The 22,578-nt window shown below is 42.0% G+C and carries 24 protein-coding genes, 1 pseudogene and 1 other annotated feature; of the genes and pseudogenes, 24 read left to right on the top strand and 1 reads right to left on the bottom strand.

What is annotated here, in order from left to right:
• Positions 1-84: 84 nt before the first annotated feature.
• From kdsA to NGR58_RS06190, 24 genes and pseudogenes are all read left to right on the top strand, one after another.
• A complete protein-coding gene (gene kdsA / locus NGR58_RS06305; RefSeq protein WP_258088752.1) occupies positions 85-936 on the top strand; it encodes a 3-deoxy-8-phosphooctulonate synthase in 852 nt (283 codons plus the stop codon).
• Complete coding sequence (locus NGR58_RS06300; RefSeq protein ID WP_258088751.1) at positions 920-1,876, top strand: KpsF/GutQ family sugar-phosphate isomerase; 957 nt, start codon at positions 920-922, stop codon at positions 1,874-1,876. The genes kdsA and NGR58_RS06300 overlap by 17 nt, the downstream gene beginning before the upstream one ends.
• Before the next feature lie 273 nt (positions 1,877-2,149).
• A complete protein-coding gene (locus NGR58_RS06295; RefSeq protein ID WP_258088750.1) occupies positions 2,150-3,073 on the top strand; it encodes an aspartate carbamoyltransferase catalytic subunit in 924 nt (307 codons plus the stop codon).
• Complete coding sequence (locus NGR58_RS06290; RefSeq protein WP_258088749.1) at positions 3,054-4,331, top strand: dihydroorotase; 1,278 nt, start codon at positions 3,054-3,056, stop codon at positions 4,329-4,331. The genes NGR58_RS06295 and NGR58_RS06290 overlap by 20 nt, the downstream gene beginning before the upstream one ends.
• A gap of 10 nt (positions 4,332-4,341) precedes the next feature.
• Positions 4,342-5,426: pseudogene (locus NGR58_RS06285) on the top strand (carbamoyl phosphate synthase small subunit).
• Entirely contained in the window at positions 5,419-8,595 is a 3,177-nt protein-coding gene (gene carB / locus NGR58_RS06280; protein WP_258088748.1) for a carbamoyl-phosphate synthase large subunit, read from the top strand. Before NGR58_RS06285 ends, carB begins: the two are co-directional and overlap by 8 nt.
• Positions 8,596-8,633: 38 nt before the next feature.
• Entirely contained in the window at positions 8,634-9,605 is a 972-nt protein-coding gene (locus NGR58_RS06275) for a dihydroorotate dehydrogenase (protein ID WP_258088747.1), read from the top strand.
• A complete protein-coding gene (pyrF, locus tag NGR58_RS06270) occupies positions 9,602-10,309 on the top strand; it encodes an orotidine-5'-phosphate decarboxylase (RefSeq protein WP_258088746.1) in 708 nt (235 codons plus the stop codon). Before NGR58_RS06275 ends, pyrF begins: the two co-directional genes overlap by 4 nt.
• A gap of 3 nt (positions 10,310-10,312) precedes the next feature.
• Entirely contained in the window at positions 10,313-10,933 is a 621-nt protein-coding gene (gene pyrE / locus NGR58_RS06265; protein WP_258088745.1) for an orotate phosphoribosyltransferase, read from the top strand.
• Between the two features lie 53 nt (positions 10,934-10,986).
• A complete protein-coding gene (locus NGR58_RS06260; RefSeq protein ID WP_258088744.1) occupies positions 10,987-11,412 on the top strand; it encodes a Mini-ribonuclease 3 in 426 nt (141 codons plus the stop codon).
• Positions 11,396-12,199: a 23S rRNA (guanosine(2251)-2'-O)-methyltransferase RlmB gene (rlmB, locus tag NGR58_RS06255; protein ID WP_258088743.1), complete on the top strand. Its 804-nt coding sequence runs from the start codon at positions 11,396-11,398 to the stop codon at positions 12,197-12,199. The genes NGR58_RS06260 and rlmB overlap by 17 nt, the downstream gene beginning before the upstream one ends.
• A gap of 119 nt (positions 12,200-12,318) precedes the next feature.
• Positions 12,319-12,870 (top strand): hypothetical protein, encoded by a 552-nt coding sequence (locus NGR58_RS06250; RefSeq protein WP_258088742.1) that lies wholly within the window; start codon positions 12,319-12,321, stop codon positions 12,868-12,870.
• Between the two features lie 68 nt (positions 12,871-12,938).
• Positions 12,939-13,088 carry a 50S ribosomal protein L33 gene (gene rpmG / locus NGR58_RS06245; RefSeq protein WP_258088741.1) on the top strand — a complete coding sequence of 50 codons (150 nt, stop codon included), beginning with the start codon at positions 12,939-12,941 and terminating at the stop codon, positions 13,086-13,088.
• 23 nt (positions 13,089-13,111) lie between these two features.
• Entirely contained in the window at positions 13,112-13,282 is a 171-nt protein-coding gene (secE, locus tag NGR58_RS06240; protein ID WP_258088740.1) for a preprotein translocase subunit SecE, read from the top strand.
• 103 nt (positions 13,283-13,385) lie between these two features.
• Entirely contained in the window at positions 13,386-13,940 is a 555-nt protein-coding gene (gene nusG, locus NGR58_RS06235; RefSeq protein WP_258088739.1) for a transcription termination/antitermination protein NusG, read from the top strand.
• A gap of 143 nt (positions 13,941-14,083) precedes the next feature.
• Complete coding sequence (gene rplK / locus NGR58_RS06230) at positions 14,084-14,509, top strand: 50S ribosomal protein L11 (RefSeq protein WP_075270273.1); 426 nt, start codon at positions 14,084-14,086, stop codon at positions 14,507-14,509.
• Positions 14,510-14,605: 96 nt separating this feature from the next.
• Entirely contained in the window at positions 14,606-15,295 is a 690-nt protein-coding gene (rplA, locus tag NGR58_RS06225; RefSeq protein ID WP_258088738.1) for a 50S ribosomal protein L1, read from the top strand.
• 67 nt (positions 15,296-15,362) lie between these two features.
• Positions 15,363-15,490: a sequence feature (ribosomal protein L10 leader region), on the top strand.
• A 29-nt stretch (positions 15,491-15,519) separates the two neighbouring features.
• Entirely contained in the window at positions 15,520-16,023 is a 504-nt protein-coding gene (gene rplJ / locus NGR58_RS06220; RefSeq protein WP_258088737.1) for a 50S ribosomal protein L10, read from the top strand.
• A 90-nt stretch (positions 16,024-16,113) separates the two neighbouring features.
• The gene (gene rplL, locus NGR58_RS06215; protein WP_075270270.1) at positions 16,114-16,479 is read left to right on the top strand and encodes a 50S ribosomal protein L7/L12; all 366 of its coding nucleotides are present in this window, start codon (positions 16,114-16,116) and stop codon (positions 16,477-16,479) included.
• Positions 16,480-16,739: 260 nt separating this feature from the next.
• A complete protein-coding gene (locus tag NGR58_RS06210; RefSeq protein WP_258088736.1) occupies positions 16,740-17,570 on the top strand; it encodes a class A beta-lactamase-related serine hydrolase in 831 nt (276 codons plus the stop codon).
• A 379-nt stretch (positions 17,571-17,949) separates the two neighbouring features.
• Positions 17,950-18,684, top strand: coding sequence for a metal ABC transporter ATP-binding protein (locus tag NGR58_RS06205; protein ID WP_258088735.1), 735 nt, complete (start codon positions 17,950-17,952; stop codon positions 18,682-18,684).
• Position 18,685: 1 nt separating this feature from the next.
• Positions 18,686-19,546 (top strand): metal ABC transporter permease, encoded by an 861-nt coding sequence (locus tag NGR58_RS06200; protein ID WP_075270267.1) that lies wholly within the window; start codon positions 18,686-18,688, stop codon positions 19,544-19,546.
• Positions 19,530-20,474 carry a metal ABC transporter solute-binding protein, Zn/Mn family gene (locus tag NGR58_RS06195; protein WP_258088734.1) on the top strand — a complete coding sequence of 315 codons (945 nt, stop codon included), beginning with the start codon at positions 19,530-19,532 and terminating at the stop codon, positions 20,472-20,474. Before NGR58_RS06200 ends, NGR58_RS06195 begins: the two co-directional genes overlap by 17 nt.
• Before the next feature lie 269 nt (positions 20,475-20,743).
• A complete protein-coding gene (locus tag NGR58_RS06190) occupies positions 20,744-22,423 on the top strand; it encodes an NAD(P)/FAD-dependent oxidoreductase (protein WP_258088733.1) in 1,680 nt (559 codons plus the stop codon).
• Positions 22,424-22,484: 61 nt separating this feature from the next.
• On the opposite strand, the gene NGR58_RS06185 is transcribed toward NGR58_RS06190, so the two are convergent.
• Positions 22,485-22,577 carry an IS3 family transposase gene (locus NGR58_RS06185; protein ID WP_407077141.1) on the bottom strand — a complete coding sequence of 31 codons (93 nt, stop codon included), beginning with the start codon at positions 22,575-22,577 and terminating at the stop codon, positions 22,485-22,487.
• Position 22,578: the final 1 nt, after the last annotated feature.

The raw sequence follows: 22,578 nt of genomic DNA, 5'->3' as shown, positions 1-22,578 counted from the left end.
AAAAAATATAAAGACAAGCTATAATACTTAAAAATTAAAATTCTTTAATTTTAGATGCACTAGTTAAGAACGGGGGAGAAGAGTATGCCAAAAATTAGTGATGTATTTCATGAGTACGGCTTTAAGGACGATCGTTTAACTTTACTAGCGGGGCCATGTGCCATAGAATCTTATGAAACTTGCGCTGAGGTTGTTGAGGAATTAAAAGAAATAACTGACGAATTGGGCATTAATTATGTTTTTAAGTCGTCATTTGACAAGGCAAATCGTAGTTCAATTTCATCAGACCGTGGGTCTGGTATGGAAGCAGGGCTCGAGGTCTTACGACAAATTAAGGAAAATTACAATGTACCCATCGTGACTGATGTCCATGAATCATATCAATGTGCACCGGTTGCTGAGGTAGCAGATGTTTTGCAGATTCCAGCATTTTTGAGTCGTCAAACTGACTTATTATTGGCGGCTGCGAAGACAGGACGGGTCGTTAATATTAAGAAAGCCCAGTTTATGGCTCCTGAAGATATTCAGAGTGCGGTAAACAAGGTCGCTTCTCAAAATGAACATATCCTTGTGACCGAACGAGGCACGATGTTCGGTTATCATCAACTGGTTGTTGACATGACAAGTTTGATTCAGATGCGTCAAACAGATTATCCAGTTATCTTTGATGCGACTCATTCAGTACAGATTCCAAGCGGTTATGGTAATCATTCTGGTGGTAATCGTGACTATGTTTTCCCATTATTGCGTGCAGCGTTATCAATTGGGATTGATGGTATCTTTGCTGAAGTACATCCAAATCCACCCAAGGCTATCTCAGATCAAGATAGTCAGTTATATCTATCAAAGGCACGACCTATTTTAGAAGAGGCTAATCGATTATTCCATCAACAACTTGAGAATAAGGCGGTGTATGCAGATGAAGACTTACTATAATGATGCAAAAGAGACGTTCAATACTGAAATTACGGCTTTAGAGAAAGTACGTGATGAACTGGATGAAAGTTTCGATCAAGTAGTGGACGCAGTATTAGCGACCAGCGGACGACTAATTTTTATTGCTATTGGAAAATCAGGGATTATTGCTGAAAAGATTGCCGCTTCATTTTCATCAATTGGTGTTGCCAGTTTCTTTATTGATGCGGGAAATGCCTTTCACGGTGATTTGGGACGCGTATCAGCAGATGATCTGGTTTTCTTTGTCTCTAATAGTGGTGAAACCCAAGAGGTGCTGCAGACGTTCTTTGCCCTCCGACAGATTTTTGATGATGAATTAAAAACAGTGGCAATGACGGGAGCTCCGGAATCAACTTTGGCGCAAAATTCAAGTTATCCGCTAATTGTCGATGTGGCTGTTGAAGCGGACACAACGAAATTAGCCCCAACTAGTTCAACGACTGCAACCTTAGTAGTTGGTGATGCATTGCTGATTGCCGTGCAGAAAGCAAACGAATTTACACGTGATGATTTTGCTTTGTATCATCCGGGAGGTTCCATTGGAAAATTGTTGTTGCAACGCGTTAAGAATGTGATGCATACAAAAATTCCGTATGTTCGCATCCATACCCCAATCAATGATGTGATTTATCGCATCAGTGATTTTAGTGTTGGGATGACTTTGGTCAAAGATGATGATGACAATGTGGTTGGTATCGTGACCGATGGCGATATCCGTAAGAAAATGCTACAGGTACCAATGGTTAAAAAATCAACCGCAGCAGATTATATGACCGAAGGGTTCGTTAGCATCGATGCCAATAAGCGTAATAGTGCTGCTTGGAAGAAAATGGCGTCGCATAATATCTCCAACTTAGTTGTTGAAGAAGCAGGCGAAGTTGTGGGGATTATTACGATCCATGACGTTCTTGATGAATAAATAAATTAAAATAATTCTATACGTTAACATCAATGCATTAAACGTTTTAACGAAATCGTAAAAATAGTTAAACTGTTTACTATAGTATGTAACCGTGCTATATTATTACCAATCATTAATACCTTTTAAGTGTAGTCCAGTGAGACTATCAAGGGTGACGTTGATTGGTAAACAGTACCTTAACAGGGGTAACTGTATGACTAATTGAATGACAAGCCTTAGGAACCACTGGATTCCTAAGGCTTTTTTTGTGTAATCAATAAGGAGATCAACATGCGGAACTTTGTGAATTTGAATCAGTTATCAACACAAGCAATTACTTCACTCATCGTGGCTAGTTTAGCCTATAAGAATGGGAAAAAAGATTTACCACAAATGACGCAACATGTCGCTAATCTATTTTTTGAAAATTCGACACGCACTGCTAGCAGCTTTCAAATGGCTGAAAGTAAATTAGGCTGGTCGACAATTAACATCAATCCAGCAACGAGTTCCACACAAAAGGGGGAAAGCTTAAGCGATACGTTAAAGACGCTTGGCGCCATCGGGGTGGATGTTGTGGTGTTACGTCACAGTATCAATGATTGGTATCGGCCCCTTATTGAGGAACAATCATCATTGATGCCAAAGCTAGTAAATGCGGGGGATGGTAATGGGCAGCATCCGTCACAGAGTCTCTTGGATTTGATGACGATTTATGAACAATTTGGTTACTTTGAAGGGTTGCATGTTCGAATCGTTGGTGATTTATCACATTCACGGGTCGCACGCTCAAATGCCGAAATTTTAAACCGCTTAGGAGCGACGGTTAGTTTTGCCGGACCGGCAGACTGGTACCCTACTGATTTTGACCAATATGGTGATTATCAAGCTATCGATGAAGACTTAAATGACATTGATGTGCTGATGTTACTACGCGTACAACATGAACGCTTGGCAGATAATGAAAATCAAAAATTTTCGATTGCTGAATATCACGAACAGTTTGGCTTGACCCATGAACGGTATAACCAGTTAAAAGATGATGCGATTATTATGCACCCAGCCCCAGTGAACCGTGGCGTTGAAATCGCTGATGACTTAGTTGAAGCTGATAAAGCGCGGATATTCACTCAAATGGCCAATGGTGTGTATGCCAGAATGGCAATCTTAAGTGCAATGATTGAGGAGAAAAGCTATGACACGATTACTAATTAAGCAGGCGCATTTATTAGTACATGATAATGAGCTGAAACTGCAAGATGTTTTGATCGGTGAAGGGAAAATCGTTGAAATCGCCGATGAAATCACAACACCAGCCACACGCACAATTGATGCGCAGGGTGCTTTGTTGACGCCGGGGTTAGTTGACGTGCATGTGCACTTCCGTGAGCCTGGGTTTGCCTATAAAGAAACGGTGGCGACTGGTTCGCAGGCAGCAGCTCGTGGTGGTTTTACGACGGTGCTAGCAATGCCAAATCTTGATCCAATACCGGCAACGCCAGCTGCGTTTACTCAAATTAAAGCCAATAATGAGGCAAATGGACGTGTGCATATTTATCAATATGCTGCTATTTCAGAAGGGCTGACATCAGCTGATGTGAGTGACATGAACACCTTAGCTGCAGATGGTGCCATTGCGTTTACGAATGATGGTAAAGGTGTACAAACGGCAGCGACGATGTTAACTGCCATGCAAGCAGCCGCTAAGGTTAACCGACCATTAGTTGCCCATGTTGAAGATGAATCACTTGTTAATGGTGGTGTGATGAACCTGGGGAAGCGCTCAAAAGAATTGGGCTTGCCAGGGATCGATCCACTAGCTGAGTCATCACAGTTGGCACGAGATTTGGTGATTGCCAAGGCAACTGGGGTTCACTATCATGTGGCGCATATTTCAACGAAGGAGTCGGTGGACTTGGTTCGTTTTGCTAAGTCGCAAGGTGTCCAGGTAACGGCTGAAGTGTCACCACATCATCTATTGCTTGATGAGACTGATATTAGTGGTGATAATGCCTACTTTAAGATGAATCCGCCATTGCGCACGCCAACCGATCGTCAAGCTGTGATTGCTGGTTTGCTAGATGGCACCATCGATATGGTCGCAACGGATCATGCGCCACATAGTTTGGCAGAAAAACAACGTTCGTTCATTGGTGCTGCCTTTGGTATCACAGTAATTGAGACGAGTTTCCAACTGATGTATACGCATTTTGTGAAATCAGGCATTGCCACACTAGAACAATTACTACAATGGATGGTTGTGCAACCACGAGTGGCATTTAACTTACCCGGACAAAGTGCGTTAACGGTTGGAGCACCAGCAGATTTAGCATTATTTGATATTGCTCATGCCCATACGGTTACAGCAGATGAATTCCTTTCAAAGGGGGTCAATACACCATTTATCGGTGAGACGGTTTACGGACAAACAGTATTAACATTAGTCGACGGTCAGGTTGCTTACGAGGCATAAGGGGGTAAAGATGCAACGCTATCTTGTTTTAGAAAATGGTTCAATTTATACCGGTGAAGGTTTTGGTTCAGAGAAAGTTGTGGCAGGCGAGATTGTTTTTAACACGGGAATGACCGGTTATCAAGAATCACTGACGGATATTTCTTATTTTGGGCAAATATTGACTTTTACTTATCCACTAATTGGTAATTATGGGATTAATCGTGATGATTATGAATCACTAAAGCCAACCGCAACGGCCATTGTGGCTCATGAAATTGCGCGGCGTCCATCAAATTGGCGCCAGCAAATGTCAATTGCCGAATGGGCTGAAAAGATGGATTTGCCAGGGATTACCAACGTTGATACGCGTGCGTTGACTAAGGAAATTCGTGAACATGGTGTCATGAAGGCAGCCATTGTTGACGAAATTAAGGCAGACACCGTTGCGCAGCTTCAAAATATGCAAGCAGTCGCAAATGAAGTGGCTGCAATGACGACGAAAACCACTTATGTCAATCCGACTGAAGGTTTATCGATTGCTTTGATCGACTTCGGCTTGAAGAATTCGATTCTCCGCTCATTAGCAAAACGTGGTGTTAATGTGATGGTTTTCCCAGCTGATGTTGAGGCACAAACGATTTTGGACATGGCACCAGATGGGGTCATGCTGTCAAATGGACCAGGAAATCCAGAGGCAGTGGCGCATATTTTACCCGTCATCCGTGAACTACAAGAAACCTTGCCCCTAATGGGTATTTGCCTGGGACATCAATTGTTTGCGCTGGCTAACGGGGCTGAAACTTACAAATTAAAGTTTGGTCACCGTGGTTTCAATCATGCAGTTCGTAATTTAGTGAAGGACCAAATTGATTTCACTTCACAGAATCATGGTTATGCGGTTGCGGCTGAATCAATCGTTGGGACCGACTTGGAAATTACTCATGAGGAAATTAATGACCACACCGTTGAAGGGTTGCAATTAAAAAATCGCCCTGCTTTTCAGTGCAATTCCATCCGGATGCAGCACCTGGTCCCCACGATGCTGAATATTTATTTGATGACTTCCTAGCAATGATCGTCGCCACTAAGAAAGGACAAATGCAACATGCCTAAACGTACAGATATTCACAAAATTTTAGTAATTGGTTCAGGTCCAATCATTATTGGTCAAGCAGCTGAATTTGATTATTCAGGTACCCAAGCTACGATGTCACTAAAAGAAGAGGGGTACGAGGTCGTCTTGGTGAACTCAAATCCCGCCACGATTATGACAGATAGTGAAATTGCTGATGAGGTTTATATTGAGCCATTATCACTAGAATTTCTATCACGAATTCTGCGCAAGGAACGTCCGGATGCTATCTTACCAACCTTAGGTGGTCAAACTGGGTTAAACATGGCCAAGCAACTAGCTGAAACCGGTATTTTGGATGAATTAGGCATTATCTTATTAGGAACCAAATTATCAGCGATTGAAGAGGCTGAGGACCGTGAAGCCTTTAAAAATCTAATGACCCGCTTAAACGAACCAGTTCCCGAATCAATGATTGCGGTGACAGTTGAACAAGCGTTGTCGTTCGCTGAAACGAGTGGTTATCCAGTCATTGTTCGGCCTGCTTATACCTTAGGTGGTACTGGAGGTGGTATTGCCAACGATGAAGAGGAACTAAAAGCGATTGCGGCAAATGGCTTAGAGTTGTCGCCGGTCACCCAGGTATTGATTGAACAATCAATCGCCGGTTATAAGGAAATTGAATTTGAAGTCATGCGCGATGCAGCTGACAATGCTTTGATTGTGGCTTCAATGGAAAACTTTGACCCAGTTGGTGTCCATACGGGTGATTCAATTGTGGTGGCACCGGTCCAAACTTTGTCTGACCGTGAATTGCAAATGATGCGTGACGCAGCCTTGAAGATTATTCGAGCTTTGAAAATCGAAGGTGGGGTCAACATTCAGATGGCCTTGGATCCAAATTCGTTTAACTACGATATTATCGAAGTTAATCCACGTGTGTCACGATCATCAGCATTGGCTTCAAAAGCAACGGGTTATCCCATTGCCAAGATGGCGGCAAAAATTGCAGTTGGTTTGACGTTGGATGAAATTATCAACCCAGTTACCGGAACAACGAAGGCCGCTTTCGAACCAGCTTTGGATTATGTGGTTGTCAAAATTCCGCGTTGGCCATTTGACAAATTTGCAACTGCTGACCGTCATTTAGGCACACAAATGAAGGCCACTGGTGAGGTTATGGCCATCGGTCGCAATATTGAAGAGGCTATGAATAAGGCGGTCCGCTCATTGGAAATTGGCGCTATTGGGCTGCGTGATCTTAACTTTGCCGAGATTTCAACTGAAAAGTTGTTAAATGACTTGATGCCCGCACGTGATGATCGTTTATTTATGATTAGTGAATTACTACGTCGCGGTGTTTCAATAGATGAAATCCATAACCGGACGAAGATTGATTACTTCTTCTTGGATAAGGTGCTCCACCTTATTGAAATTGAAGAAAATCTGGCACAACATGTTGGCGAGGAACAAGCTCTACAACAAGCCAAGCAAAATGGTTTTGCCGATCAGACCATCGCTGATATCTGGCAGTGGACAGCTAATGATGTTGCATCGTTACGAGAAGACGCAGCCATTCAACCTGTTTATAAAATGGTTGATACGGTGGCAGCCGAATTTGCGTCACAAACACCTTATTACTATGCAACTTATGAAGAGCAGAATGAATCAGTGGTAACTGATAAACGAAGCGTGCTGGTGCTTGGATCAGGACCTATCCGTATCGGTCAAGGGGTTGAGTTTGATTATGCCACTGTCCATGCGGTCAAGGCCATTCAAGCTGCCGGTTATGAAGCAATTATTATGAATTCTAATCCCGAAACGGTTTCAACGGACTTTTCGGTTTCAGATAAGTTGTATTTCGAGCCATTAACTTTGGAAGATGTCCGTAACGTGATTAATTTGGAGCAACCAGTCGGGGTTGTTGTGCAATTCGGCGGTCAAACCGCTATTAACTTAGCCGAGCCATTGGCTAACGCCGGGGTGAATATCTTAGGAACGAGCGTAGCTGACTTGAATCGTGCCGAAGACCGTGAAGAGTTTGACCAAGTGATCAAGCAATTGGCGCTAGCACAACCAATGGGTAAAACGGCAACGACGATTGGTGAAGCTTTGCATGCTGCTGAAGAAGTTGGTTACCCAGTATTGGTTCGACCATCGTACGTCTTAGGTGGTCGTGCCATGGAAATCGTGAATAATGAGGTTGAACTACAAGACTACATGGGACGGGCGGTCCAAGTTTCACATGATCATCCGGTACTGATTGACTCATATTTGGTTGGTTCCGAAGCTGAAGTCGATGTACTTTCTGATGGTGAAACAGTGGTTATTCCGGGAATTATGGAACATATTGAGCGTGCCGGTGTCCATTCAGGTGATTCAATGTCGGTTTATCCAACGCAAACATTGTCTGACAAAGTGAAGCAAGAAATCACCACTGCATCGATTGCCTTAGCTAAAAGTTTGGATACGATTGGCTTGATGAATGTGCAGTTTGTGATTCATGAGGATACAGCTTATGTGATCGAAGTTAACCCGCGTGCCTCTAGAACAGTGCCGTTTATTTCAAAAGTCACGCACTTGAAGTTGGCACAATTAGCAACCCGCGTCATGCTAGGAGAAAAGTTAGCTGACATGGGCTTTGCAACTGGTTTGGTTCCTGAATCAAAGATGGTTCACGTCAAGTCACCAATCTTCTCATTCACCAAGTTACCAGCAGTAGATTCCTTGTTAGGACCTGAGATGAAGTCAACTGGTGAAGTCATGGGTTCAGATAAGACCTTCGAAAAGGCGCTTTACAAAGCCTTTGTTGCTACAAATATTAAGATTCCACATGAAGGGAATGTGTTGTTTACCATTGCCGATGAAGATAAGGTTGAGGCGTTAGCATTAGCGAAGCGTTTTAACGAATTAGGTTTCCAATTGTTTGCAACAGCCGGAACGGGTGATTATTTCATGCACAACAGTTTGCACGTCCAAGTGCTAGATAAAATCAGTGAAACGAAGCATAATGCTGTGACTGCCTTGAGCCAAGGGGATTTACAGTTAGTCATTAATTCAACGCACCAAGATGTGGCCACAGTTAACGATAGTCGCTTGATTCGTAATGCCGCGATTGAAAATGCCGTACCACTCTTTACAGCCTTTGATACCGTGAAGGCGCTGTTAAGTGTGCTTGAATCACAAGCCTTTACGGTTACCCCTGCATAACAACAATTAGACTGGCAATAATAAAGGAGAATTCGCACATGAATGATGAACGCTACGCTGTTTCTTTACCAGGTTTACCACTTAAAAATCCATTTATGCCACCGTCAGGGGCCTTTTATTATGGTCTTGATCATATGGATGATTTTGACCTTAATCAGTTAGGAGCTTTGGTGTTAAAAACGACAACGTTGGCCCCGCGAACAGGAAATCCACAACCTTGGATCGTGAATACGAAAGCCGGTGTCTTAAATTCGGTCGGTTTAGCGAACCCAGGGATCGATGCTGTGACAGCTGATTTTTTGCCAGAACTGGCTGAAAAATTACCGGATTTACCTAAGATGTTATCAATTTCAGGGGCAACCGTTGATGAATTTGTACAACTAGCAGAAATTATTGACGATATAGCGACTGTTAATGCCATCGAATTGAATCTATCATGTCCTAATGTTGATGAAGGCGGACGGGCCTTTGGCGTGACGGAGACTGGTATCCATGCAGTGGTGAGCGCTGTGCGAGCAGCTACGTCAAAGCCGATTTATGCCAAGTTATCACCCAACGTGACTGATATTAAGCCACTAGCGGTGACTGCTGAAAATGCAGGTGCCGATGGGCTGACAATGGTCAATACTTTAGTGGGGATGAGCTTAGATTTGCAGAGTCGTTCAGCGCGCTTGTACCGTGGTAAAGGTGGTTTGTCCGGTGAAGCGATTCATCCGATTGCCGTCGAGTTGATTTGGGAAGCGGCCTCAGTGGTTCACATTCCAATCATCGGTGTTGGTGGCGTGTCATCGATTGATGATGCCTTAGAATTAATGTTGGCCGGTGCTTCGGCCGTGCAAGTAGGTGTCATGAATAGTGTCGATAAGCTAAGATTGCCTAAGTTGATTGCTGCTTTACCAGCGGCGTTAGATAAGTATCATTTTGATAAGGTGAGCGATGTTACTGGTGCATTGCGAGCCTTACCTGAAAACGAAGATGAATGGACAGCAATTAAGAAGGAGCAAGCATGAGTGGATTGAACCCGGTTTTTATTGCCTTAGATTTTCCTGAGGCAAAGGTCGCTTGGCGTTTTCTGGATCAATTTCCAGCAGATCAGCAATTGGCCGTTAAAGTGGGGATGGAACTTTTTTATCGTGAGGGACCTGCCTTTGTAGCGGCCTTGAAAGATCGCGGCTACATTGTCTTTCTAGATTTAAAATTGTATGACATTCCTCATACTGTTGGTCAGGCAACCAAAAACGTTGCGCGTTTAGGCGTTGATTATCTGACCTTGCACGCTGCTGGCGGTGTGCGCATGATGACTGCAGCTAAAGAAGCGACCTTGTCAGCTACACATGGACCTAAGCTTTTGGCAATTACCCAATTAACATCATTTACGGAAGAGGAATTACAGACCACGCAACAGATTACGGTTTCTTTGAATGATTCCGTGATTCATCTGGCACAATTAGCACAAAAAGCGGGCTTGGCCGGCGTTATTTCCTCAGCTTATGAATCGCAGGCTATTCATGAGGCGACGAGTGACGAATTTTTGTCGATTACGCCAGGGATTCGTTTATTAGGAGATGCGCAAGGCGATCAGAGTCGCGTGATGACACCCACCCAAGCGCAACAAAGAGGAGCGAACGGGATTGTTGTCGGACGTTCAATTACGCAAGCAGTCGATCCAGTAGCAACATACGAACAAGTTGTGACAGCATTTCATAAGGGGTAAAAAATGACAAATTATCAACAAGCGGTAGCGCAGGCATTATTAGATATTGATGCCGTCAAATTACAACCAAACGATCCAGTCACGTGGGCATCGGGCATTAAAAGTCCAATTTATACGGATAATCGTAAAGTTATCTCATTTCCAATAGCTCGTAAAACGATTATTGATGGTCTGGTTGCCCTCATTAAAGAACAATATCCGGATGTTGAAGTGATCGGAGGTGTTGCGACCGCAGGGATTCCGCATGCGGCCTGGGTTGCTGAAGAACTGGGCTTACCACTAATTTATGTACGGGCACAACCTAAGGATCATGGGACTGGTAAACAAATTGAAGGTTCATTGCTGCCTGGTCAAAAGGTTGTTTTGATTGATGATTTGATTTCGACTGGTGGTTCTGTCTTGGGTGCTGTTAAAGCAACACGAGCAGCTGGTGGTGAAGTGTTAGGAGTCACTGCCATTTTCTCTTATGAATTACCAGCAGCTACGAATAACTTTGCACAGGTAGCAACGACTTTTTCATCGCTGACTAATTTTTCTAGCTTAATTCAGGTGGCAAAAGAAACTGGTGAAATTACTAATGATGAGTTGGCGATGATTGCTGATTGGCACCAGACACTGGCATAATTGCCCATGAGTTTATGTCCAATTTTTACGCATAAAATGGTATGATAGGAAACATGAACGAGAAGATAAATTATGAACAATTAAATGGGCTGGATTTAGCTTATTATGGCGATGCCGTGTATGAGGTGTATATTCGACGTCATCTATTGGCTAAAGGCATTACCAAGCCAGCAAAATTACAACGTGAATCAAAGAAGTATGTCTCAGCCAAGGCACATGCAGCATTATATGCGTTAATCGAAGCAGAAGGAATTTATACTGAAACGGAACAAAAATACTTTAAACGTGGACGTAATGCTAACTCACATACCAAGGCCAAAAATACGGATGTTGTGACCTACCGTATTTCAACTGGATTTGAAGCCGTGTTTGGTTATTTAGGTGCTAGTGATCAGACAGAACGCTTAGAAAAATTAATTTCATGGATCTATCAACAAGTGGAAAGTGGGCGAACGGTTAATCATGGGACAACGAAATAATAAAAAACAGGTTGGTAGTAAGCAACAACGTGAGACGACAGTAGGTGATCAAGTCGAATTTGTTTATGGACATCATGCAGCTGTTGAGGCGTTGAAAGGTAAGACTGAGATTAACAAGGTTTGGTTACAGACGGGGTTGGCAGATAAAGCCCGTCATGAACTAACGAATTTAGCGAAAAAACGTGGCTTGGTTATGCAAGATGCGCCTAAGGCAAAGCTTGATGAATTAACTAATGGTGAAAACCATCAAGGAGTCGTGTTATCAATTGCAGCTTATGCATATGCAACAATTGATGAGTTATTTGCTAAAGCAGCTGAAAAAGATGAAGCACCTTTTTTCTTGGTATTAGATTCAATTGAAGATCCACATAATTTAGGATCAATCATGCGAACAGCTGATGCAGCAGGCGTTCACGGTATTATTATTCCGAAGCGCCGGGCAGTGCAGTTGACATCTGTTGTCGCCAAGACGTCAACTGGTGCCATTGAACATGTCCCCGTTGCCCGTGTTACCAACCTAGTACAAACTGTTGAACAATTGAAAGAACGCGGTGTTTGGGTATTTGGTACTGATATGAATGGTAAGGATTATCGACGCTGGGATGCTAATGGTGCAACTGCTCTAATTATTGGTAATGAAGGTAAAGGTATCTCACCGCTATTAAAAAAGTCTGTTGACGAAACATTGGCCATTCCAATGATTGGTCATGTGCAGAGTTTGAATGCTTCTGTGGCAGCAAGCTTACTTATTTATCAAGGTTATAATAGTCGTCATCCGTTGGCATAAAAAAACATGCTTTTGCGACATATTTGTGTGATTAGCATTTTCTGTGGCTAACATAAGTGTGACACGTTGCGAGCTTTTACGTATGCTTTTCTTACATTAGTAAGGAAAGGGTGAATGAGGTGCGTGATAAACGAGCAGATTTAATTTTGTCAGCCCAAGCGGGCGATGAGGTCGCTTTTCAGGCAATCCTGCATGAATTTGAGGGCTTGATTTGGAAGACTTACCAACAACAACGTGTGCGTACGCAACCGATAGATTGGCAACATGAATGTCGGGTCGTGCTCCATAAAACGTTACGATTGTTGCATAACCAAACTTGGGCAGCATTGACGTTGTATTATAAACAGTCCTTGCAAACCCATGTTGTACAACTTTGGCGCAGCGAGTATCGAGTGCTAGATTTTCAGGTGCCCGTTTTACAAGACGACATTGCGCCTTATGAAACCCAAACTGCTTGCGAACGGTATGCTGTTCATCAGCAAAATTTGGTGGTTTTTATTATGGAGTGGTACGCAACGTTGCCCGGTAAAGAGCGCGAACTGGTGTTTTTACTCGTGCAGGGTTATGGTATGGCGGAAGCTGCCCAACTGATTCACCGTTCGCGTTCGTGGTGCTATGGTATTCGACGTAAATGGTGTCAGATCTATCGGTTGGAAATGAAAAACAACTAGCCGTTTGGGAGTAAAAGTGTTAAACTTTACTATATTAAAAAAGAAGTTAGGAAGAGCGGTGGCGCCAAATGGCAGGAAAAAAAGTCGCTTTAGCATGTAGTGTTTGTGGTTCACGCAATTATATGGTTGCTAAAAAGCCAACCCGCGTTGAACGTTTACAAGTAAAAAAGTATTGTAAGTATTGCGGTAATCACACATTGCATCGGGAAACAATGTAAGAGCATCGAACAGAGGTTTACAGATGAAGTTTATATCAAGTGTTATTAAAGAAATGCATACAGTTACTTGGCCAACATTTAATGAAAATATCCATAATACAACTATCGTTGTGTTTACCGGATTAGCCTTTGCGCTTATTTTTGGTGGCGCTGACTGGGTATTTGAACAAGGAATTACTTGGTTGTCTAAGTAAACAAAATGCGCTATACTATAGCTATGAATTAGCAGATAAAACCCTCATTTTAGAGGGTTTTTAATTTACAAAAATTTACGTCAAACAGTCTGAGGAGGCAATCATGGCAACTGAGTCATTCGATAAGCAATGGTACGTTTTGCACACATATGCGGGATATGAAAATCGCGTGAAATCAAATTTGGAATCACGTATTGAAACAATGGGTATGACGGATTATATTTTCCGTGTATTAGTGCCAGAGCAAGAAGTCGAAGTTGAAAAAGATGGCGAGACCAAGATTGTTAAAGAAAATGATTTCCCAGGTTATGCCTTGGTCGAAATGATCATGACTGACGAAGCTTGGTATGTTGTTCGTAACACACCAGGGGTTACTGGATTCTTAGGTTCACACGGTGGTGGTTCAAAGCCAGTGCCTTTGCTACCAGAAGAAGTTGATGACATGCTTGCCCGCATGAACTTGGTTGAACGTAAGGTTGAACACGTAGATGTGGTTGTTGGTGATTCAGTTGATGTTGTTTCAGGTAGTTTTGCTGGTCAAGGCGGCGAAATTACGGCGATTGATGATGAACATCAAGAAGTTACTATCTTGATCAATATCTTTGGTCGTGACACACCAACGCAAATTTCATTTAACGATATCAAGCCAGTTAAATAAATATAACAAATTTGAACACTTAGCTTGCTATAAGCTAGGTGTTTTGTTATTATAATCTAGTATGTGTTGTTATTACGCACATATGTGGGAGGCGTAAATCGAAACGCGCCATTTACACCACAAACACGAAGGAGGAAACAATCGTGGCTAAGAAAGTTTCAAGTATTGTTAAGTTGCAGATTCCAGCCGGTAAGGCTACACCTGCACCTCCAGTTGGACCTGCTTTGGGTCAAGCTGGTGTTAACATCATGGGATTCGCAAAGGAGTTTAATGCTCGTACTGCCGATCAAGGCGGTTTGCTAATCCCTGTAGTTATTACTGTGTATGAAGATCGTTCATTCGAGTTCATTACTAAGACTCCTCCAGCAGCTGTTCTTTTGAAGAAGGCCGCTGGTACTGAAAAGGGTTCTGGTGAACCAAACACGAAGAAGGTCGCTACAGTTACTGCAGCACAAGTTCGTGAAATTGCAGAAACTAAGATGCAAGATCTAAACGCAGCTGATGTAGATGCAGCTGTTCGCATGATCGAAGGTACTGCTCGTTCAATGGGCTTCACTGTTGAAGGTTAATTAAACAAGTAACGTACGGATCGCATAGGAAACTAAGCAAGATCAAGCGGGAGGTCAATGACCGTTTGACCGCGTTTGCAAGGAGGAATAGCTACCATGGCTAAGTATGGTAAGAATTATTTAGCAGCTGCTGAAAAGGTTGACAGTGCCAAGTTGTACACTGTTGATGAAGCTGCTGCATTGGTAAAGGATATTGACTTTGCCAAGTTTGATGCAACTGTTGAAATTGCATTTAACTTAAACGTTGATACGCGTCAAGCTGATCAACAATTGCGTGGTGCCGTTGTTTTGCCTAACGGTACTGGTAAGGACCAAACTGTTGTGGTCTTTGCACAAGGTGATAAGGCTAAAGAAGCTGAAGAAGCTGGTGCTGATGTTGTTGGTGCCGCTGACTTGGTACAACGTATCCAAGGTGGCTGGTTAGACTTTGATGTTGCTGTTGCAACACCAGATATGATGGCACAAGTTGGACGTGTTGGTCGTGTCTTGGGACCTAAGGGCTTGATGCCTAACCCTAAGACTGGTACTGTTACGTTTGACGTAGCTAAGGCCGTTTCAGAAGCTAAGTCAGGAAAGGTTACTTACCGTACTGACCGTGACGGAAACGTTGCTGTACCAGTTGGTAAGGTATCATTCGATGCTGACAAGCTTGCAGGAAACATCAAGTCATTGGCTTCTGTTATCTTGCGTTCACGCCCATCAGCTGTTAAGGGAACATACGTACAACACGTATCAATCGCTTCAACATTTGGTCCTGCTGTGAACATCGACATTTCTTCACTATAATTAGACCTTTCTAAATATAGTCGAAGTATTTGTTGACACTTCCTCGACTACCTGCTAAAGTAGTCAGAGTAATATATCGATTCTACCTAAGACGCAGGTGTCGAAAGACTCAATATCCCGCCGAGGAAGTGAAAAAACGCGAAAGCGACTTTTGACCCCCGGTGCAGTTTGTACTGAGGGTCTTTTGGTAAGAATCAAAATCTAAACAGGAGGAACATTATACCATGAGTGAAGCAACCATTGCTGTTAAAGCACAACAAGTTGCCGAAGTTGCCGACAAGTTCAAGAACGCAACGTCTGCCGTTGTTGCTGACGTCCGTGGCTTGACTGTTGACGAGTCAACTAAGTTGCGTGCTGAATTACGTGGAGAAGGTGTTGAGCTACGTGTTATCAAGAACAAAGTCTTGGTCCGCGCTGCTGAAGCTGCTGATTGGTCAGAGATGAACGACCTATTTGCCGGTCCTTCAGCTGTTGCCTTTTCAAACGATGATGCAGTCGCACCTGCCCGTGTTTTGAAGAAGTACGCTGATGATATCGATGCCTTGGAGATCAAGGGTGGATTCATCGATGGTAACATGGCATCTATTGAAGAAATCAATAAGTATGCTGCATTACCAGACCGTGACGGTTTGCTATCAATGTTGTTGTCAACATTGCAAGCACCTGTCCGCAACGTTGCCTATGCAGTTAAGGCTGTATCAGACGCAAAGGAAGAGGCTGAAGCCTAAGCATTCGCTTAGTTTCGCATCTTAAATTGTCGGGCATTGCCCAAAATTAAAATTGCAAAAAACGCAAATATAAAGAGGAGATTATTTATCATGGCATTTGATAAGGATTCAATCATTGCTTCATTAAAGGAAGCTACGATCATGGACTTGGCTGACTTGGTTTCAGCTATCGAAGAAGAATTTGGTGTTTCAGCTGCTGCCCCTGTTGCAGCTGCTGGTGCAGCTGGTGGTGACGCCGCTGCTAAGACTGAATTCGACGTTGAGTTGACTTCAGCAGGTACTGCTAAGGTTAAGGTTATCAAGGCAGTTCGTGAAGCAACTGGCTTGGGCTTGAAGGACGCTAAGGGTCTTGTTGACGATGCACCTTCAGTTATCAAGGAAGGTCTTTCAGAAGACGACGCTAACGAATTGAAGGCAAAGCTTGAAGAAACTGGTGCTTCAGTTACTGTTAAGTAATTAAATTCGTTTAAGTGGTCAGAGATGACTATAAAAAGAAAGCTACTTGTGCATGCAAGTAGCTTTTTTGTATACAATAAACTTATTTTAGGCTGATATAACTAACAACATAACATCTAGCAATATTTATGTCATAATTGCCAAAAAAATAAGAAAATTAGTTAACACTGTTTATAGAAACTTGTCGTATACTATTAAATATGAATAATAAAAACATGCGCGGGTTACGTTCACGCGAAGAAAACCCAAAAAAGAAAAAAATGAAGTGGTTATCAATTGCCATTGCAGTAATTGCGACCATTGGTGTTATCGCCATTGTATGGCCACACCATGAGGAGATAATGCGAACGATTACTCCTAAAAATACACAGGTCAATTATAAAAAGAATCTGACCCAATCATGGCAAAAAACACTAAAAGAAGAAAATGCGAATGTGGATGTTGCTGTTTATGACAAAAAACATGATAAGACAATCACCTTACGACAAAGCGAACAGGATACTTTTTCTACCGCTAGTATTGTGAAGGTGTCTGTTTTAGCGACCTTATTAAGCCAACATGAATCTACAAATGAATCACTAACAGATAATCAAAAAACATTGGCGACAGCCATGATTGAACAAAGTGATAATGATGCAACAACCAATCTGTTATATCAAATGGGTGGTTATACCGCGCCAAATGAGTTGTTTGAAACATTATCAATGAATGATTCAGAGATGGATGCAGCAGCCTGGGGTAATTCAACGACAACAGCTCCAGATCAGGTCACTTTGTTACGCAATCTTTTTTATAGTAGTAATACATTGAATGATGACTCACGGCAATATGCTAAAGAATTAATGAGTCACGTTGAATCTAATCAAAGTTGGGGGATTACTGGCGGTGTCCCATCTGGCGCCGAAACGTCAGTTAAGAATGGTTGGTTACCACTTGACGATGGTTGGGTTGTCAATAGTATCGGTCACGTCAAAAATCAAAAAGCAGACTATGTGATAGCTGTTTTGACTAATGGTGAAGAGACGGAAGAAGACGGTATTAATTTAATTGAAAAACTAGCAAAACAAACATATCGCGAGTTATCGAAATAAAATTAACAGGATTATAAAAGTATATTTTTATCATAAAACGGTTGGAACAACAAATGTTCCAGCCGTTTTTTTGTCTCGTTCGACGTAAACGCGTTCCAAAAGTCTGAAGCCTCAATGTAACGCAATTTGCGACATTCTTGTCCTTCGCATTGCTTCTGCCAAAAATATCACAAATTGCGTTACACACCAGCTTCAAAACGACTTTTGTCTCGCGCTTTTTAAAAACCTTTACACAATTGAGATGTCATTACAGTTATTTTTCATTTAAGAAAATATATTGATTAGTTTTATGAAATTTATTATGATAAATAAGTTGTTTTAAGAAAAAAATATATTTTTTAAAACAACAAAAACATTTTATGACACAGGAGATATATTTATGCTGCAAATCAACGACTTAACTGTCGCTTACAGCAATGTACCAGTTTTCACGGACTTGTCTGTAAACTTTTCCCCGGGAAAGATTACAGGGATAATCGGACCCAACGGTGCTGGTAAGTCAACGTTAATCAAGGGGACACTTGGACTGGTGCGCCGGTCAGGTAATGCGACTTTAAATGGCACAGCCATTAATCGCGTTCGTCAAAAGATTGCGTATGTCGAACAACGTGCGGCCCTTGATTTAACATTTCCCATCAGTGTTTTTGAGGTGGTTTTAACGGGTACGTATGGCAAGTTAGGATTATTCAAAAGCCCTGGTCGAAAAGAAAAGGAACTTGCAACTGATGCTTTGAAGCAAGTGAACTTATCTGAGTTTAAGAATCGTCAAATTGGCGAATTATCTGGTGGACAATTACAACGTGTCTTTGTGGCACGCGCAATTGTTCAACAAGCGGATGTGGTGATTTTGGATGAACCATTCGTGGGGATTGACATGAAATCTGAAGAAGAAATCATGAATGTCCTACGTGGTTGGCGTGATGCAGGGAAGACAATTATTGTAGTGCACCACGACCTAAACAAAGTCGCTGCCTATTTTGATGAGTTACTGATCATGAATCATGGCGTCATCGATCATGGTCCCGTTGCGACGGTATATACGCAGGAAAATATGGCACGCGCCTTTTCTGCTGACTTGAGTGCCGTGCTGTTCAATAAGAGAGCAGGTGCTTAATATGACAAGTATTGTAGAATTTTTGCACGCCTTAGGGCATTATAATTTCTTACAAAGTGCATTGATGGCTGCCATTATGGTGGGAATTATGTCAGGAATTATTGGTAGTTTTATTATTTTACGTGGTATGTCACTAATGGGTGACGCGATTTCACATTCTGTTTTACCTGGAGTCGCTGTCGCCTATATGTTGGGTGTTAATTTAATGATTGGTGCAACTACCTTTGGGGTCATTGCTGCGTTACTGATTGGATTTGTTGCTTCTAACAGTAAGTTGAAAAATGATACGGCAATTGGGATTGTCTTTTCAGCATTTTTCGCATTAGGATTTATTTTAATTTCAATGGCTGAATCATCAACGAATTTGCATCATATCCTGTTTGGGAATGTGTTAGCTGTTTCTGATTCTGACCTGCTTTCAACATTCGTCGTGTTGGCTATTGTAATCGTTTTTGTTTTTGCACTATTTAAAGAACTTCAAATCACTTCCTTTGACGAAGTATTTGCTAAGTCATACGGGTTAAATACCAGTATCATCCATTATGGTTTGATGATTATTTTGACTTTGGTGACAGTATCGGCCTTGCAAACTGTTGGTATCATTCTGATTGTTGCCATGTTGATTACACCAGCAGCCACAGCATTCTTATGGACAAATCGCTTAGTATATATGTTATTTGTGTCATCAGGTGTTGGTGCAGTTGCCTCAATTGTTGGTTTGTATCTCTCATATACGATGAATTGGGCATCTGGTCCAGCAATCGTATTGGTTGCAGCCATTATATTCTTGATTTCATTTGTTATTGCCCCAAAGCAAGGTATTCTTGCTAAATTAGGAGTTAAAAATGTTAAAAAAGCTTAGTATTGTTATTATTGCATTGTTGGTCGTTGGTGGTGGAATATTCTGGTTTGTTAATGGTCGTGGCGAGCAAAAAGCAACGGGAAGTCAGAAGTTGCGTGTTGTGACAACGAATTCTATTTTGGAAGATATGGTTGAACAAGTCGGTGGTAAGGATGTTCGCGTGTATAGTATTGTTAAACGTGGCACGGATCCGCACGAATACGATCCGACCACAAATGATATTGCGGCAGCAACCGAAGCGGATGTCCTTTTCCATAATGGGCTGAACTTGGAAACTGGTGGTAGCGGTTGGTTTAATAAGTTGACCAAGACGGCTAATAAGCGTGATGGTAAAGAAGTTTTCGCTGCTTCAAAGCATGTTAAAGCAATGTATTTGACAGAATCCGGTAAAGAAAATGAAACTGACCCCCACGCCTGGCTTGACTTGAGTAATGGTGTGAAATACGTCAAGCTGATCAGCAGTGTTCTGCAAGATAAGGATCCTAAGCATGCGAAGGCTTACCAAAAACGCACTGATGCCTATGTAGAAAAATTAGAAAAGTTGCATAAGGAAGCGCAAAGTAAGTTTGCTGATATCCCAGAAAAGCAACGTTTGCTAGTGACGTCAGAAGGAGCCTTTAAGTACTTCTCAAAAGCGTATGACATTAAGCCAGCCTTTATCTGGGAAATCAATACTGAAGCGCAAGGTACACCAGAACAGATGAAACAAGTATTGGCCAAGATTGATCAATCAGAAGTGAAGTCATTATTTGTTGAAAGTTCTGTTTCACCTAAGTCAATGAAACAAGTATCGAAAGAAACAAAGTTACCAATTTATGCAAAAATTTATACGGATTCATTGGCTAAAAAGGGAACGAAAGGCGATACTTACTATGACATGGTTAAGTGGAATATCGACAAAATTCATGATGGTATGTTAGCAAAATAAATATATAATCTCGTAACACATTACTTAGGTTTCTAATCTAATTAATGTGTTTTTTAGTGAAATAAATAATTGTACGATATTTGTGACTTATTTGTGATTGTTTTCCTTAAAAGTTGGTATAATGAAATTGTGAGGAGCTTGGTGATTCAGTTTAACATAGTTAACAAACTGGGTAACTAGGTTTACAAAGAAGATATTCAAGGATACAATGTATCTTTGGACTTATAATTTTATTAGTTTTGTAGGATTTTTTATTGAGGAGATTTAATATGGCTAGCAAAAACATCGTTGTAGTAGGGGCAGGCTTTTCCGGCGTATTCACTGCACGTAAATTAGCAAAAAAGCTAAAAAACACTGACTATCAAATCGTGTTGATTGATCGTCACTCATTTATGACTTACATGACGGAGCTACATGAAGTTGCAACGAAGCGTGTTGAACCAAAGCACGTTCAATTTGATTTGGGAACGCTATTTAAGCACCAATCAAATGTGAAAATCGTTACAGCTGATGTCGAGGATATCGATAAAGAAGCTAAGGTAATCAAAACTTCAGAAGGTGAATTCACGTTCGAAAAGTTGGTTCTTGCAACTGGTGGTACAACCAACACGTTCGGTACACCAGGTGTTGAGGAATATGGTTACACGTTATGGTCATTTGAGGAAGCGGTTAAATTACGGGCACACATCGAAGAAGTTATCCGCGAAGGGGCAATGGAATCGGATCCAGCACTTCGTCAAGCTAAATTGACGATTGCCGTTGTCGGATCAGGATTTACAGGTGTTGAGCTAGCTGGAGAATTGATCGAACAACGTCGTGAATTGGCTCGTGCTAACAACTTGGATGAATCAGAAATCCACCTGGAAGTTATTGAAGCTGTGCCAACGATTTTGAACATGTTGTCAGATCGTAAGCTAGCCGATAAGGGTGAGCAATACATGATCAACCACGGTATCAAGTTGCGTAAGTCAGCTGGTGTGGTTGAGGTTAAGGAACATGCTGCCCTATTGAAAGACGGTACAGAAGTACCAACTGAAACTTTGGTTTGGACAGCCGGTGTTAAGGCTAAGCCACAAGGTGCTAAGTGGGGCTTGCAACAAGGACCTGGTGGCCGTTTCTTAGCTGATGAGTACTCACGTGCCCAAGGCGAAAAAGATATCTATGTTGCTGGTGATGTGGCTGCTTATCAAGAACCTGCACTTGCAGATCCTGATAACCCACGTGCTGGTTGGACACCACAAACTGTTGAAGGTGGAGAATCAGCTGCCAACACGGTTGTGCCTAACATTGTTTATGATGTCACTGGTCAAACTGGTGAACGTCATGAATTCAAGGGACACTACCAAGGTTATGCTGTGTCAATTGGTTCACACTACACAGTTGGTGTCGTACAACAAATTGGTAACATGAAGTTAGGTAAGAACGGTTGGTCAATCACTGGCTTTACTGCAAATATGTTTAAGCACATTATTAACTTCTACTTCTTTATGCAAATTACTAGTGGTTACCACATGTTCCAATACACATTAGATGAATTCTTCCGGACACCAAATGGTCGTAACCCATTCTTCGGTTGGACATCACGTGTTGGTAATGTTTTGTGGTCAGTTCCTTTGCGTATCGTTATGGGAATCACTTGGATTTCACTAGGGGCAACCCTTGGTGGTGGTGCTGGTATGATTGCAACGATTGTTGGTTGGTTACTTGTCTTTGGACTATTAACATCAATCGCTGCCTTCGTCGGCTTCATCTTTGGTTTGGTAATGGTCTTCGCCGGTACTGGTGTGACTGTGGCTGCCTTGTTGATTCCATTTGCTTCATTGGCATTGATGAACGGTGCTGGACGTACAATCGGTTTGGACTACTGGGTAACACCATTCCTAGAGCGCTCACTAGGGGCATCATGGTATGGTAAGGCTAACTCACGTTACAATGATTTACGTAAATAAGTATTACATGTTAGACATAAAAAGGTTGGGATGAACTGAACCCCAAAAATTGGAGAGAAGTTTAAGCAACTAGCTGGTCGGAAAGATTTCGGTATTGAACCGGAGTTTTTCCGGCCAGTTTTGTTTTAATCCGTTTATTATTGTAGTAATAGATA

Source organism: Weissella fangxianensis, assembly GCF_024718545.1.
Classification (GTDB): Bacteria; Bacillota; Bacilli; order Lactobacillales; family Lactobacillaceae; genus Weissella; species Weissella fangxianensis.
The sequence above is the reverse complement of the archived record's forward strand: the minus strand, read 5'-3'. Positions and strand labels throughout refer to the sequence as shown.